Raw genomic sequence first — 15,941 nt, 5'->3', positions numbered from 1 at the left:
AACCATCCGGCCGCACGGGCCGAGCCGGAGGTGAGCGGCCTACGCGTCGCGCAACGCGCGGCGCACGATCTTGCCGGTCGCGGTCATCGGCAGGCTGTCGACGAACGCGATCGCGCGCGGGTATTCGTGTGCGGCGAGCCGCGTGCGCACGTGGGCCTGCAGCGCGAGGACGAGCGTGTCGTCACCGACGTGACCGGGGTTCAGCACGACGAACGCCTTGACGATCTCGGTGCGCGTCGCGTCGGGCACGCCGACGACGGCCGCCATTCGCACCGCCGGATGCGTGAGCAGGCAGTCCTCGATCGGCCCCGGGCCGATCCGGTAGCCGGCGCTCGTGATGACATCGTCGTCGCGGCCGACGAAGCGCACGAAACCGTCGGCGTCGAGCGTGCCCGTATCGCCGGTCAGCAGGTAGTCGCCCGCGAACTTGTCGCGCGTCGCATCCGGGTTGCGCCAGTATTCGAGGAACATCACCGGGTCGGGGCGGCGTACCGCGATGCGACCTTCGACGCCCGGCGGCAGCGGCGTGCCGTCCGCGTCGACGATCGCGACCGCATGACCGGGTACCGCCTTGCCGATGGCGCCGGGCCGCGCGTCGAACAGCGCCGCGCAGGACGACAGCACCATGTTGCACTCGGTTTGCCCGTAGAACTCGTTGATCGTCACGCCGAGCGCGTCGCGCCCCCAGGCCGTCAGTTCGGTGCCGAGCGATTCGCCGCCGCTCGCGACCGATTTCAGCGACAGCGCATGGCGTTCGCGCGGAGCCGCTACGGTGCGCATCAGCTTCAGCGCGGTGGGCGGCAGGAATGCGTGCGTGACGCCGTGCCGCGCCATCAACGCAAACGCCGCGTCGCCGTCGAACTTCTCGAAGCGGCGCGCGAGCACCGGCACGCCGTGATGCCACGACGGCAGCAGCACGTCGAGCAGGCCGCCGATCCATGCCCAGTCGGCTGGCGTCCAGAACAGGCGTGCATCGCGCGGGAAGCATTGCTGCGACATCTCGACACCGGGCAGGTGGCCGAGCAGCACGCGATGGGCGTGCAGCGCGCCTTTCGGTTTGCCCGTCGTGCCGGATGTGTAGATGATCACCGCCGGATCGTCGGCGGCCGTATCGGCCGGCACGAACTCCGGCGTTTCGGCGGCGAGCGCCGCGTCGTAACGCAGCAGGCCCGGCGCGTCGGGCGCATCGTCGCCGACGCAGTAGACGGTACGCAGCGTGGGCAGCTGCGCGCGCAGCGGCGCGATTTTCGCGTAGCCGGCCGCGTCGGTGACGAGCGCGGCGGCCCCGCTGTTCGCGAGCCGGTATTCGAGTGCATCGACGCCGAACAGCGTGAAGAGCGGCACCGCGATCGCGCCGAGCTTGTACGCCGCGAGATGCGCGACAGCCGTTTCGGGACCCTGCGCGAGAAAGATGCCGATCCGGTCGCCGCGTTGCAGGCCCGCACGCGCGAGGCTGTTCGCGAAACGGTTAGAGGCATTCTTCAGATCGTCGAACGTCATCCGAAACACGTCGCCTTGCGCCGTTTCGTAGATCAGCGCGAGGCGTCCGCTGCCGTCGGCCCATTTGTCGCAGACGTCCACGCCGATGTTGTAGCGCGCCGGAATGTTCCACTGGAAGCGGGAGAGCAGGTCGTCGTAGCGGTCGGCGGCGGGCAGCATCGATTGTCTCCTGGGTGTCGATCGTGGCGTCGGGCGCACGGCTTACATCAGGTTTTCACGCAGACGAATCCACAATGGGGTCTGCTGATAGGGAATGCTCGGGCTCGTCCAACGGCCGACGCTCGGTGCACGATTCCGGAATGACGCATAAGATCACGACAAAACAGTGATGTGACCATGGATTTGCTTCTGATAGCTGCGGGGTTCAGCCTGATCGGAATCGGTGCGCTGGTGGCGTTTGCCAGTCACGTCGATCCGTTGTCCGGCCGTTTCACCGGACGTCTGCGCAAGCGCTGACTCGACCATTCCCGTTTTTCGCCGCGACGGCACGCGATGCGCGCCGGCATCGCGTGTCGTCCGTTGGTCGCTCAGCGGGCCGGCAGGTAACGAGACGGGTCGATCGACCGGCCGCCGTAGCGCAGCTCGAAATGCAGCGCGACGCGATCGCTGTCGCTGTTGCCCATCTCCGCGATCGACTGCCCCTGCGTGACCGACTGGCCTTCCTTCACCAGCAGCGCGCGGTTGTGCGCGTAGGCGGTCAGGTAGTCGGCGTTGTGCTTCAGGATGATCAGGTTGCCGTAGCCGCGCAGCCCGTTGCCGGCATAGACCACGACACCCGGCGCGGCCGCGACCACCGGCGTGCCCGGCGCGTTCGCGATGTCGATCCCCTTCGATTTCGAGCCGTCGAACGTGCGCACCACGTTGCCGGCCGCCGGCCAGACCAGCGCGATGCTCGTGGCCGGTTTCACGGCCGATTCGACCGGCGCGGAAGGGGCCGGGCGGGCGCGTCCCGCGCTGCCGGTGCCGGTGGTCGACGGCGTCGATGCGGTGGCCGTGCCGGGCGGCGGCGCGACGCGCAGCACCTGACCGACTTCGATCGCATCGGGGTTCGCCATCTGGTTCCAGCGCACGATGTTTTGTACCGACGTGCGGTTGTCGCGCGCGATCTTGTAGAGCGTGTCGCCACGCTCGACGCGATAGAACCCGGGGCCGACGGGCGCGGAGCCGCACGCGACGAGCAGGGTCGCGCAGGCGGCCGCGAAGAGTCGCTTCGTTGTTGTTCCGAACATTGAACCTCGCAAAACCCCGCCGCGCGTGACGCGGCAGGCAACACAAAACGTCCGATTTTAACGGGTTCGACCCGAGCACCGCAGTTTCGTGCCGCTGCCGGGGCCCTTGCGCGCCCGTTCGGCGCGCCGATCAGCCGGCGAGCGGCCGCACGCGAATGCGCAGCGCGGCCGTTTCGGTTGCGCCCGGCGCAAGCATGCGCAGCCCGAGGCCGTTGTGGATCGCATCGGGCAGACCGAGCCACGGCTCCACGCAGTAGAAGTCGGAATCCGGCTTTTCGGTCCAGGTCGTGACTGCGTACCAGGGGATCGAGCCCGGCGCGTCGAGCGCGATCTCGATCGTGCGGCCGCGGCCCGGCATCACGATGCGCACCGGCGCGGACGGTTCGCCGTCGAGGCAGTGGAAGCGGTCGAGGATGTCCGGATTGTCGAGGCGGTAGCGGGCTTCGCCGGGTTCGAGCGGGCTGATCGAGCCGTCCGGACGCTGCTGGCAGCTGCGGGTCGGCGGCAGTTCGAGGGTGGTTTCCGCGCGTTCGCCATGCGGCAGCGCGAAATAGAAATGATGACCGGCGTAGTAGGGCAGCGGCGTGTCGCCGCGGTTGGTCGTCGTCAGCGCGACGTCGAGCGTATGCGCGTCGGCCAGCCGGTAGGTCGTCTCGAACCGGAAGTCGAACGGGTAGCTCGCGTGCAGGGCGTCGTTCGCGTCGAGCGTCATCGACAGCGCGGCACCGTCGGCGGACGGATGTGCGTCGAACGGCAGGTCGCGCGCGAAGCCGTGCATCGGCAGATCGCGGACCACGCCGGCGGCGTCGCGCCAGCGGCCGAGTTCCCCGTCGACGCGGTGGCGGCCGAGGAACGGAAACAGCAGCGGATTGCCGCCGCGCACGCGTGCGAGGTTGCTCCAGTCGGCCGTTTCCGGCCAGAAGATGACCGGTTCGCCGTCGACGTGCCAGGACAGCAGGCGGCCGCCGAATTGCGGAGCGACCCGGACGAGCGACGGGCCGGCGTGAAGTTCGTGGATATCGTGTTGCTGGAAGATCGGCATGGCGAATCGGGTTGGGCGGGTGGACGGAGCAACGCGCGTTCCATTATCGGGCCGCGGCTGCTCGGGGAAAACCCTTCTCGGGAAATTGCGAGTTTTTAACATTGTCAACGGTCGGGATAATGCCTCTAAACCGGTGATGTTGCCGGGTCATGACACTTCGTGGAGGGGGCCATGGATCTGGCAATGGCAATGGGTATCGCACTGTTCGGCATGTTCACTGGCAGCACGGTATTATTTTTCTATCAGCTCGGCCGCTGACGGCAATTCCTGCCGAAGTCGACAGGCCCGCCATGCAAATGGCGGGCTTTTTGCTTTCTGGGCCCTTACAAATTGCAAGCGTTTGTGTGCATTGCCGCAATAACCTGCCAAATGCCTTGGCGCGGTAATCCTGGCTCGGCATAATCGGGGCGCGTTTTTCGGACGCGCATCGCGTCGTCCGTCTTTCTCCCCGCTTAATCTCGACTAAAAGGACCGACGCGTGAGCCTCTGGTTTCTGGTATTCCTGAGCGTCCTGCAGGGCGTCACCGAACTCTTCCCCGTCAGCAGCCTCGGCCATACGTTGCTCGTGCCGGCGCTGTTCGGCATGCATATCGACAAGCACGCGCCGCAACTGCTGCCGTTCCTCGTGGCGCTGCACCTCGGCACCGCGCTCGCGCTGCTGTGGTACTTCCGCGCGCGCTGGATCGCGCTGATCGGCGGCTTCTTCGCGCAGCTCGGCGGCCGCAAGAACGACGACGGCCACCTGATGTGGGCGCTCATCATCGGGACGATCCCGACCGGCATCGTCGGGCTGCTGCTCGAGAAGCGTATCGAACGCGTGTTTCATGACCTGCGGATCGTGGCGATCGCGCTGATCGTGAACGGCGTGCTGCTGTGGCTCGGCGATCGCATCCAGCGCAGCCGCGCGCACCAGGCGCCCGAGAAGATGACGTTCAAGCAGGCGTTCTTCGTGGGTCTCGCGCAGATCGGCGCGCTGATTCCGGGTTTCTCGCGCAGCGGGCTGACGATGATCGCCGGCAATGCGGCCGGGTTGACGGCCGAGAAGGCGGCGGAATTCTCGTTCCTGCTCGGCACGCCGATCATCTTCGCGGCGGGCGTGCTCGAGCTGCCGAAGCTGTTCCATGCGCGCGACCAGCTCGCCGACGCGCTGCTCGGCGGCGTGCTGACGGCGATCGCCGCGTACCTGAGCGTGCGATTCCTGATGCGCTATTTCGAAGGGCGCGGCCGGCTCGCGTCGTTCGGCGTGTATTGCGTGATCGCCGGCGTGTTCTGTCTCGGCTGGTTCATGCTGCATCCGCAGCCGGTTTGACGCGGTGATGGCTCGCTTCGCGTGATGTGGCGCGATGATCGGGTATAATTTCGGGCTCGGTTTCGTACCGGGCCCGTTTTGTTTCGGGGCTTTGAGTCTGGCGGCGCGGTTGTCGCAGCTGCTCGAAAGCCCGGCGCGGAATGCGGTCCGTGGCAGGCCGTGTCTTTTCTCCCCGACCGCCCTTAGCTCAGTTGGATAGAGCAACGGCCTTCTAAGCCGTAGGTCACACGTTCGAATCGTGTAGGGCGGGCCAGTCAAGTCAAGCACTTACATTCGCGCTCTCGCTGCATCAGCCATCGATCGGTCGTCCATGTGACCGTGGTGTAACCGGATTTGGGTAATCGATGGCGGCTCGTGACGCTCCGGGATCCAACGCTTGAGCCGCTCATTCTCCGATTCCAGTTCCTTGAGCCGGCGGACATCCGCCATATCCATGCCGCCGAATTTGTCGTGCCGACGATAGAACATCCGTTCCGAGATGTTGTGGCGCCTGCACAGATCCTTCGCGTGTTCGTCCGGGCGCTCTGCCTCGCGGAAAATTCGAATGACCTGTTGGTCGGTAAATCGCTTTTTCATCGAGTTCTCCTTGCCGCTAGAGTAAAAAAGAACTCGCTTGCCGAATGGCTGCAAGAAGCGTCCCAGGTCACGGCACTGGATGCCGGGCAAGCCCGCTTCAGCGTTCGTACAGGGATCGGAAATCCGGCTCGTGATCAACGAGCAGCGTTTCGTTCAATTCAGTCTCGACGAGTTGGGTCGCGTGATGGATCGACCTTTTACCCCGTACGTGCCAATTCCCTGCTTCGTACAGATCGCGTTGGTCACGCGGGAGAGGCCGTTGCGGTACTGCGACGCGGTGAACCCTCCACCGGTACCCAGCCGCATATTAGATAAGCGGACGGACAAGGGTATCAGCAAGGAAATTGCAACGAAATTTCAGGTATCTTTCGCTGGCAAACGTTTTGTCCTACAGTAGCGGGGCCTCACGCTGGCGAGCCAGTTGGGGACAGAACCTGAGACGAAAATAAAGGGAATTCAAATGAGTTTCGCCCCGAATGGCGGTATTCCGGCCGGTTCCGGCGGGAATCTGTTGGGCTCGCTGAGCGCGCTCGGCGGCCTTGCCGGGCCGGTTGCGTCCACGGTGGCAGGCCAGATCGGCCCCCTCGCCGGTGTCGCAGGTCATATCGACACCGTGCAACGCGCCGTCCAGCTTGCGCAGACCGGCTTCTCGCTCATGAACAAAACGCCGGCCGCGATTGCGGACGCGCTCAACAATGCGGCCGGCGGCGTTGCTCGGCTGACTCAGCTAAATCGATACGTGACCATCGACTCGCCGCTCGGTTCGGACGTGTTGCTGGTCAGTACCGCGGTCATCGATGAGCACGTCAATCGGTTGCCGGAGATCCACCTGGATTTGCTGTCACACCAGCATGACCTGGTACCCGATCAGCTGATCGGTCAACCGATCAAAATCCGATTCGATGAGAGTGCGCGGCAGTCCACGCTGGAGCGTATCGTCTCGTCAGGGGGGGCCGACGGCATCCGCTACTTCGACGGCTACGTCACGTCGTTCGATCGGGCCGGCAATCCGGGCAAGGTGACGCAATATCAAATGACGGTGGCGCCGTGGTTCTGGTTTTTGACGCGCTCGACCGACTGCCGGATTTTTCAGAACAAGACCGCTCAGGACATCCTCACCGAGATTTTCCAGGATCACGGGTTCACCGACTTCGAGTTCGATATCCGGACCGCACAGAAGCCGCTCGAATACATCGTGATGTATCAAGAGTCGTACTACAACTTCTGTGCGCGTCTGATGGAGCAGGAAGGCCTGATCTGGACGCACCGCTACGAGAAGGAAAAGCACTTCCTTGTCATCGGCGATACGAATTTCGTTTTCCGCCCGATCGACGGGCTGGCCAACCTGCCATATGCCGCCAGCGCGGCGAGTGAAGACAACGGCATCGACCAGTTGCATGAAGGCCGACGTTTCGGTGTCGGCAAGATCGCTTTTCGCGACTTCAATCACCAGAACCCATCGTCGCCGCTGATGCTGGCGCAGGCAGAGCCGGAGAATCTCCGCCATGCGGGGCTCGAGACAACGGAGCGTTTCGAGCACCAGTCGTTGTTCGACCACGGTGATGATGGCGACCGTTACGCGCGCATTGCGATGCAGGCAGAAGAAGCGAGCGCGCATCGGTATACGGGCAGCGGCTATGCGTGGCGGATGACGACCGCAGGCAGCGTGACGGTGACGAACCATCCAGTCATGGCCAACAATCAGGAATACGCCATTCTGCACGTTCGCCACGAGGCCGTGAACGACTATACGGAACACAACGCAAAACTGCCGTACCGCAATACATTTTCTCTGCTCCCGAAGAAGTTTCCGTACCGTTCGCCCAGAAATACCCCGAAGCCCGTCATCCACGGCACCCAGTCGGCAATTGTGGTCGGCCCGAAGGGCGAGGAAATTCATACGAACGGCAGTGCGGTCAAGGTGCACTTCCTGTGGGATCGCCGCGGCAAGCTGGACGGCTCGGATTCGATGTGGATCCGCGTGTCCCAGCCGTGGGCGGGTGACGGGTGGGGGGCGGCTGCCATTCCACGGATCAAACAGGAGGTCCTGGTCGCGTTTAACCAGGGAGACCCGGACAATCCGGTCATTGTGGGCCGCGTCTACAACGGCGAGCAGGGCAATCCTTATCACGGGGCTGCCGGGCAGACGATGGGGATCAAGAGTCAGACGCACAAGGGGGCCGGCTCGAACGAACTGCGGTTCTCCGACGTGAACGGTGCGCAAGAAGTCTTTCTGCATGCGCAGAAGGATATGAACACGGTCATCAAGGATTCGGAAACGCACACGGTCGAAGCCGGCGCGCGCACGGTGTCGCTGCTCAAGGGCAGTGAGACGAAGCAGATCGCGCAGGGCGGATTGAAGGAAACCATCGCGCTGACTCGCGACACCACGGCGAACGTGATCAATACCAAGGCCATCGCGAGCAAGGCCGGCCCCGGCATGCAAAGCCACCAGGCGAGCGACGGCATCGAGCACCGTGTCGGCGACGGCGTCGTGACGATGACGCCGGACAGCATCAAGCTGACCTTCGGACCGTCCACGATCGTCATCAATGCGAACGGCATCTATCTCGACGGGCCGGTCATCCACCTGAATCGCGGCAGCGCGCAGTCCGCGGAACAGGCGCTCGCGCTCGAGTGGGCCGCCGAACAGGCGACGATCGCGAAGGGGCTGGCGAGCCCCGACCCGGCGACGCGCGCGGCGGCAGCCAAGCTGGCGAGTTCACTGAAGGCGCAGCAATTGGCGAAACTCGCGGATCACGTGTATCACCCGAACGATCCGCCGCCGACCGGGTGGAAGATGGCGACCAACGATCCGGAAGCGTTGAAGGCTTTCGGGCTCAAGCCGAGCGACTTCGAGAAAAGCGGTAGCAACTTCGGGTCGCAGATGTATATCCCGGATCCGAAGGTCTTTGGCGACAGCATGAAGCCGACGGTGGCGTTCAAGGGGACCCAGCAGCTCTTCGGCGAAGACATGAGCAACAACATGGCGCAAGGTCTTGGCGCCGATGCGCCGTATTACCGCAATGCGGTCACGATCGGCAAGAACATCGAGACCACCGGCGCGTCGGCCGGCGTCGATTTCACCGGACATTCGCTCGGCGGCGGCCTGGCGTCCGCTGCAGCCGAGGCCAGCGGCGGTTCGGCGGTGACCTTCAACGCTGCCGGCCTCAATCCGGAGACGGTCGCGCAATACGGCGGGACCGCCCAGGCGGCCAATATCACGGCCTATCGCGTCGACGGGGATATCCTGACCGGCCTGCAGGAAGGCCGACTCGGGCCGATCAGCGACGGCACGGCGGCGCTGATGCCGAAGGCGGTTGGCAGCCCCGTCACGCTCGACGGTGAAAGCGTGACCACGGTCGGCCGTCACCTGATGGGTGACGTGACGAACGGGATCAACCAGCAGGTCGCGAAGGATCAACTCGACCTGGCCTCCCAACTGAATTCATCTCACTGATGCGATACAAGAAAGCGATAACCGCCGGCGCGATTGCCGCACTCGTTGGAGTGTCCTCGCCGCTCTGGTGGCCCACTCAAGCTCAAGGGACGAACATGACTGGCTTCAAGCGTTACGCACCGGAGGATTTTTTTTCGGGGCAGCAACTTACGTTGGCTCAGGCCATTCATGACGGCGATCTCGGCCGCGTTCAGCAGCTCGCGCCGAAGACTGATCTGAATGCGCCGGGCGCGAAGAATACGACACTGCTGTCGTATGCGGTGCAGGAGATCGTGCCGGTCAAGAACGATGCATCGAACCCGCGCTACCAGATCATTTCGGTGCTCCTGAAGAATGGGGCTGATCCGAAGGCACCTGTCGGTGCAAATGGCGGCTCGGTTGCGGATATTGCGCTGCGGGCAGACACACCGAACCTGCTTCGCGTGCTGCTCAATGGCGGGCTCGATCCGAACTGGCTGTACAACGGCGACACGCCGATGATTTTTGCAGTGTCGGAGAACCGGCTGCTGCCCCAGTTGAAGCTGCTGATCGAGCACAAGGCGAACGTGAACGCTCGCGATTCGCTCGGGAAGACGGCACTCTTCGAGGCGACGATGATTCAGCAGTGGGACATCGTCGATTATCTGCTCGCGCACGGCGCGGATCCGAAGATTGCCAGCCAGCTCGGCGTGTCGTACGGGTGGGTGCTGCAGAACGAGTTGAAGAACCATACGACCGCGGATTCCCCGGCGCGTACGCGTATCGAAGAGATTCGTCGCAAGATCGTCACGGCCGGCGCGCCGTGGCCGCCGCTCGATCCGAAGGCGCAACGGGCAGCAATGCGCGCCCGCGGCGAGAAGGTCGTGACGCCGGCCGGTCAGACGGATTGAACGCTCGCGCGACTGTTGAAGCGTCGTGCAATGGATGCGGGAAATGACGAACGTTTTTGATTCGACACCGCGTGTCAGGCGAGAGATAGTCCTCGGCGTATCGGGGGGGCTGTACGTCCTCTCGCTTACGATGCCGGCGATGTATTTCGAAAAAGAAGCGTCGCTTAGCGGGTTGTCGGTTCTCGCCCAGGGCTGGTGGGGACTGTTCATGCTCAATCCAGCATGGCTCGCCAATCCGCTTTACGTGGTTGCGGCCGTCCAGCTCGCCCGGAACCGGTATACCCGCGCGAGCCAGTTTTCGGCCGCTGCGCTCGCGTGTGCGCTCTGTTCACTGTTCACGACGAAGTGGTACTTCAACGAAGCGGACGCGACGCCGATATCCGGCTACGGCGTTGCATTTTATGCGTGGCTCGTCGCGCATATCGTGTTGCTCACGGGCAGCTTGCGCTTGCGCCGGGAAAGCACCGTCGCGCCACGGTGAAAATGAATGTCGGCGCCTGTGGATGCTGATTTCGACCCATTCCAACAACTACACATCACGAGAGAACTCGCATGACGGATTCCGAAAACCGTATCCGGATTCACGAAGGCAGCATCGTGCTGCCGAACGGTTTCGAGGATCGGACGACCAACCTCTTCGTGCCGGTCGATACGGCCGCACAGCCGAACCTCAGTGTCGCACGCGACTGGCTCAAGGACGGAGAGGCCCTTGCGCCGTATATCGATCGTCAGATCGCGCTGCTCAAATCGCGGTTGCAGGGACACCGGGTGCTTTCGCGCCAGGCTGAACGGCTTGGGCCTGAAATTGATGGACTGCCCGGGGAGCGCATCGACGCTGCCTATCGGAACGGTCCGAAGACCGTTTTTCAACGGCAAGGTGCATTCATTGTTGCCCCGGGGCGCGTGCTGATCTTTACCGCATCGAGCGCGAAGAGTTTCGGCGAAACGCTCGACGCATTGTGGCGCAACTGGCTCGACGGATACCGTCCGGCAGAACAAGAGTCGGCATAACAACAGCAAAGGACAACCATCGTGTACGAAGCCGCACGAGTCACTGATCCGATCGATCACACCAGCGCGCTTGCGGGCTTTCTGGTCGGAGCCGTGCTGGGCATTGCCCTGATCGCCGCAGTCGCCTTCGCCACATTCACATGCGGATTCGGCGTGGCGTTGCTGGCGGGGATGATGGCCGGTATCGGAGCGCAGGCTCTCCTATCAATAGGGGAGTCGATCGGCAAGATGTTCAGCTCGCAATCCGGCAACATCATCACCGGTTCATCCGACGTGTACGTCAACTCCATGTCGGCGGCCTATGCGACGCTGAGCGGCGTGGCTTGCAGCAAGCACAATCCCATCCCGCTTGTCGCGCAAGGCTCGACGAACATCTTCATCAACGGGCGGCCCGCGGCGCGAAAGGACGACAAGATCACCTGCGGCGCGACGATCGCCGACGGTTCGCACGATACGTTCTTTCACGGCGGCACGCAGACCTATCTGCCGGTCGACGATGAAGTACCGCCGTGGTTGCGCACTGCGACGGAATGGGCGTTCGTGCTGGCGGGGCTGGTTGGCGGGTTGGGCGGGTTGTTGAAGCAGGCGGGCGGACTGTCGCGGGCGGTCTTGCCGTGTGCTGCGAAGTTCATCGGCGGGTACGTACTGGGTGAGGCTTTTGGGCGTTATGTTGCCGGACCCGCGATCAACAAGGCGATCGGCGGGTTGTTCGGCAATCCGGTAGATGTCACGACCGGAAGAAAGATCCTGTTGGCGGAATCGGAAAGCGACTTCGTGATCCCGAGCCCGATGCCGGTCGCGATCAAGCGGTTCTATTCCAGCAGCATCGACTATGCGGGGACACTCGGGCGCGGCTGGGTGGCGCCGTGGGAGCTTCGTTTACATGCCCGGGACGGACGTCTCTGGTACACCGACGCGCAAGGACGTGAGAGCGGATTTCCTTTGCTGCGGGCCGGGCAGGCGGCTTTCAGCGAAGCTGAGCAACGGTATCTAACCTGTACCCCGGACGGGCGTTACATCCTGCACGACCTCGGCGAGACGTATTACGACTTTGGTCAATACGATCCAGATTCCGGCCGTATTGCCTGGGTGCGCCGCATCGAGGATCAGGCGGGACAATGGTGCCAATTCGAACGTGATAGCCGCGGCCGCGTCACCGAGATTCTGACGTGCGGCGGTTTGCGTGCCGTGCTCGATTACGAGCCGCAGCATGAACGGCTGGGTTCGGTCACGCTTGTGCATGGCGAAGAGCGTCGATTGGCTGTCGCTTACGGATACGACGAAAACGGGCAGTTGGCGTCGGTGACTGACGCGAACGGGGCGGTCGTACGGCGATTTACTTACGTCAATGGCCTGATGACGAGTCACACGAACGCACTGGGTTTTACGTCATATTACGTGTGGTCGATGATCGACGGGCAGCCGCGGGTTGTCGCGACACGCACCAGCGAAGGCGAGGAGGCGACGCTCGAATACGACATCGATGGTCGTCAAACCCGTGTTCGGTACGCCGATGGCCGCACTGCGCACTGGCGCTTCGACGCACAGTTCCAGATTGTCGAGTACACCGACTTCGACGGCGGACTCTACCGGATTAAGTACAACGACACTGGCATGCCGGTGATGCTGATGCTACCGGGTGAGCGCACCGCCGAGTTCGAGTACGACGACGCAGGTAGGATTGTCGTTGAGACGGATCCGCTTGGCCGTACGACTCGCACTCGTTACGACGGCAACAGCATGCGGCCCGTGGAAGTTGTCGGGGCGGACGGCGGCGCCTGGCGCGCGGAATACGATCCACAAGGCCGGTTGCTGTCGACCAAGGATCCGCTTGGCCACGAGAATCGCTACGAGTATCCGAAGGGATTGACCGCGTTGCCGATCGCACATATCGACGCGCGTGGCGGACGCAAGAGGCTCGAGTGGAATCGTCTCGGAGAATTGGTTGCCTATACCGACTGCTCAGGTAAAACCACGCGCAGCAGTTTCGACGCGTTTGGACTGCCGCTTGCGCGGGAGAACGCCCTGGGGCAGCGCGTCGCATATGACGTACGTCCGACCGGCGAGCCACGTCGCATCACGTATCCCGATGGCAGCACGGAAACTTTCGAATACGATGCGGCTGGGCTCGTCGTGCGGCATGTCGGCCTCGGAGGACGGATACAGCAGTCACTGCGCAATGCCCGCGGTCAACTTGTCGAAGCGATCGATCCTGCCGGACGACGGACCCGCTATCACTATGACGTAGCGGGGCGCCTGCGCGAACTCCAGCAGGACCACGCACGCTACGTGTTCACGTACAGCGCGGGCGGCCGTCTTTTGACCGAAATGAGGCCCGATGGTGTCCAGCGGCGATTCGAGTATGGCGAAGGCGGAGAATTGCTTGCTGTGGACATCGTGGGCTCGCCGGACCGTCATGCGACGGCGGATCGGCCGATCCGTACGATTCGATTCGAACGCGACCGGATGGGTAACCTGAAGGTCCAGCATACGCCGACCGACGTTACCCGTTACGAGCGTAACAAGAATGACCAACTGGTGAAGGTCGAACGTACACCGACGGCCGCCGGTACGGCACTCGGCATCACGGCGAACGTGGTGCGTTTCGAGTACGACAAGGTTGGTCGTCTTGTCGCCGAGCACGGTGCGAATGGCGACGTTGAATACGACCTTGATGAACTGGGCAACGTGATATCGCTTGCGCTGCCCAACGATCAGACGCTCCGGATGCTGCGTTATGGCTCCGGTCACGTTCATCAGATCCGTTGCGGTGATCAGGTGGTGAGCGACTTCGAGCGTGACGACTTGCATCGCGAGATCGCGAGAACGCAGGGAAGGCTGACTCAGCGTTTTGCCTACGATCCGCTTGGCCGAAGAGTCTGGCAGTCCGCTGGCTTCCAACCGGACGCACTCGGTCGAGGACGCGGGCAGTTGTGGCGTAACTACGGCTACGACGCGTCAGGCGAGCTGATCGAGACCAGCGACTGCCTGCGTGGCAACACGCAGTACAGCTACGATCCGGCCGGACAGCTGACACGTCGTGTGAACACCATGGATCGCGAGCTCGAGGAATTTGCCTGGGATGCCGCTGGCAATATGCTCGACGGCGCACAGGGTAAGAGTCGCGGATACGTCGAAGGCAATCGTCTGCGGATGTGGCAGGACATCCGCTTCGAATACGATCCGTTCGGCAATCTGGCGACGAAGCTTCGCGGAGCCCACCAGCAGCAGCGCTTCACATACGATGGGCAGGACCGGCTGATCATGGTGCGCACGGAGGACGCGCGTCGTGCGGTCGAAACGCGCTTCCAGTACGATTCTCTGGGCCGACGTATTTCGAAGACCGATACCACTTTCGACGTGCGTGGCGTGAAACTGCGCAGCGAGACGAAACGGTTCGTATGGGAAGGCTTGCGCCTCGCGCAGGAAGTGCGCGAGACAGGCGTGAGCAGCTATGTGTACAGCCCTGATGATCCGTACTCACCGGCTGCCCGCGTCGATGCGGTGATCGCGGAGGCCCTGGCCGCGGCCGCGATCGATACGGCGAAGCGCGCGTCGCGGATTTATCACTTCCACACGGATCTGGCAGGGGCGCCGCAAGAGGTTACCGACGAGGCTGGCGAGCTGGCCTGGGCGGGGCAATACACGGCGTGGGGCAAAGTCGAGCCGAGCAAGCGGCAGCTCGCCACCGCGCGGACGGATCAGCCGCTGCGCTATGCCGGTCAGTATGCCGACGAAAGTACGGGGCTACACTACAACACGTTCCGGTTCTATGATCCGGACGTGGGACGGTTCATCAATCAGGATCCGATTGGGTTGGTGGGCGGCGACAATTTGTACGCGTACGCATCAAACCCATTGACCCGAGTCGATCCGATGGGGTGGTGTTCCACAAAGCTCGGGGAAAATATGGGGGCTCGCCCGCATGATGGTATGGCGAACCACCATCTGATTCCTGAAGAACTCATGAAGCACCCTGACTTTGCGGCTATGTTCAGCCGGTTGCGCGGGATGGGATTCGATGGCGATGGTGCGTCTAATGGCATATTCCTGCCCGGTAGCTCCAAGCTTGCCCAAACGCTGGAGCTCCCAGGGCATTGGTCGAACCACGGGCAATACACTGCGGCCATTGAAACTGAGCTAACGAAACTTAACCAACAATTCCTGGCGGGCCGTCTCAGTGATACGCAACTTGTGCTCGGTGTCGGGCGCATTCAAAATATGGCGAGAGAAGGATTGGAGTCCGGTAAATATTTGGTTGATGCAATAACGGGAAGGTTACTTTGATGAATGCACGTTTCTTTGTTGTTAAATACCGCGCTGGAGACCCAGGCTGCCCTCCATACCTGTCGGGAGAATTGAACCGTGCTGAATGGGAGTGGCCGATGTATGTCGCTGATCCGTTTGGCGTCGATGTAAAGCATGAATATATTTTCACACTATCAGATCCATCGATTTCGATTGATTTCGATTTCTACGGAACGCAAACGAATTACGTGTCAAAAGAGTTTTTGGCCGCATGTGAAAAATTGGGAGTTAGATATAGGGTGGTCCCCATTGGTATCGTTGCGGGTGGAAAGCCGGCGGGTAATAAGGCGTATTCAATTTTCTTGCCGGCAGATCATGAGTCTCTGCTTGATCGACAAAAGTCGGACTATTCCGAGGACCGGGATCTGGAAACAAAAGAGGTCGCCGAGAATAAGTTGTTTCCAGGGACTCCAATGTATAGTTGGATCAAAACCTTCATTCCGCGCGACGACTGTGCTAGCAATCTTTTTAGATGTACCGAAACAATGGAGCTGGTATGTAGTCAGGAGTTTAAGTCGGAAGTGGAGCGATGCGCATTGAAAGGTATTGATTTTTCGCCGATCGATGAAAGCTATTCCTATGACCCTTGGGGTGAGGCACCGTAGGCCGCTACTTATCTGGGGGCTATGATTTGGAT

At 62.3% G+C, this 15,941-nt stretch carries 10 protein-coding genes, 1 tRNA gene and 1 pseudogene; 8 read left to right on the top strand and 4 right to left on the bottom strand.

Translation table 11 applies throughout. The features are described from left to right. Positions 1-39 precede the first annotated feature (39 nt). From HWX00_RS05110 to HWX00_RS05100, 3 genes are all read right to left on the bottom strand, one after another. Positions 40-1,659 (bottom strand): acyl-CoA synthetase, encoded by a 1,620-nt coding sequence (locus HWX00_RS05110; RefSeq protein ID WP_124609609.1) that lies wholly within the window; start codon positions 1,657-1,659, stop codon positions 40-42. A gap of 368 nt (positions 1,660-2,027) precedes the next feature. Then, positions 2,028-2,729 carry a peptidoglycan DD-metalloendopeptidase family protein gene (locus tag HWX00_RS05105; RefSeq protein ID WP_069705434.1) on the bottom strand — a complete coding sequence of 234 codons (702 nt, stop codon included), beginning with the start codon at positions 2,727-2,729 and terminating at the stop codon, positions 2,028-2,030. 130 nt (positions 2,730-2,859) lie between these two features. After that, positions 2,860-3,771: an aldose epimerase family protein gene (locus tag HWX00_RS05100; RefSeq protein WP_049029343.1), complete on the bottom strand. Its 912-nt coding sequence runs from the start codon at positions 3,769-3,771 to the stop codon at positions 2,860-2,862. Between the two features lie 478 nt (positions 3,772-4,249). Between HWX00_RS05100 and HWX00_RS05095 the strand changes: the two genes are divergently transcribed. Both HWX00_RS05095 and HWX00_RS05090 read left to right on the top strand, forming a co-directional pair. Next, a complete protein-coding gene (locus HWX00_RS05095) occupies positions 4,250-5,080 on the top strand; it encodes an undecaprenyl-diphosphate phosphatase (protein WP_021157259.1) in 831 nt (276 codons plus the stop codon). Positions 5,081-5,256: 176 nt separating this feature from the next. Next, positions 5,257-5,333: transfer RNA gene (locus tag HWX00_RS05090), tRNA-Arg, on the top strand. A 104-nt stretch (positions 5,334-5,437) separates the two neighbouring features. On the opposite strand, the pseudogene HWX00_RS05085 reads toward HWX00_RS05090, so the two are convergent. Then, a pseudogene (locus tag HWX00_RS05085) lies at positions 5,438-5,656 on the bottom strand (transposase); the annotation flags it as partial. A 460-nt stretch (positions 5,657-6,116) separates the two neighbouring features. On the opposite strand from HWX00_RS05085, the gene HWX00_RS05075 reads away from it, so the two are divergent. From HWX00_RS05075 to HWX00_RS05050, 6 genes are all read left to right on the top strand, one after another. Continuing rightward, the gene (locus HWX00_RS05075; protein WP_175027646.1) at positions 6,117-9,116 is read left to right on the top strand and encodes a type VI secretion system Vgr family protein; all 3,000 of its coding nucleotides are present in this window, start codon (positions 6,117-6,119) and stop codon (positions 9,114-9,116) included. Then, entirely contained in the window at positions 9,116-9,985 is an 870-nt protein-coding gene (locus HWX00_RS05070; RefSeq protein WP_034186682.1) for an ankyrin repeat domain-containing protein, read from the top strand. Before HWX00_RS05075 ends, HWX00_RS05070 begins: the two co-directional genes overlap by 1 nt. A 43-nt stretch (positions 9,986-10,028) precedes the next feature. Further along, positions 10,029-10,466, top strand: coding sequence for a hypothetical protein (locus HWX00_RS05065; RefSeq protein ID WP_124609338.1), 438 nt, complete (start codon positions 10,029-10,031; stop codon positions 10,464-10,466). A gap of 71 nt (positions 10,467-10,537) precedes the next feature. After that, entirely contained in the window at positions 10,538-10,996 is a 459-nt protein-coding gene (locus tag HWX00_RS05060) for a DUF1795 domain-containing protein (RefSeq protein WP_034186683.1), read from the top strand. Positions 10,997-11,017: 21 nt separating this feature from the next. Beyond that, positions 11,018-15,283, top strand: coding sequence for an RHS repeat-associated core domain-containing protein (locus HWX00_RS05055; protein WP_124609339.1), 4,266 nt, complete (start codon positions 11,018-11,020; stop codon positions 15,281-15,283). Then, positions 15,283-15,909 (top strand): hypothetical protein, encoded by a 627-nt coding sequence (locus tag HWX00_RS05050; RefSeq protein WP_124609340.1) that lies wholly within the window; start codon positions 15,283-15,285, stop codon positions 15,907-15,909. Before HWX00_RS05055 ends, HWX00_RS05050 begins: the two co-directional genes overlap by 1 nt. Positions 15,910-15,941: the final 32 nt, after the last annotated feature.

Source organism: Burkholderia seminalis DSM 23518 (assembly GCF_902832885.1).
Classification (GTDB): Bacteria; Pseudomonadota; Gammaproteobacteria; order Burkholderiales; family Burkholderiaceae; genus Burkholderia; species Burkholderia seminalis.
This window is presented reverse-complemented; position numbering and strand designations above follow the sequence as displayed.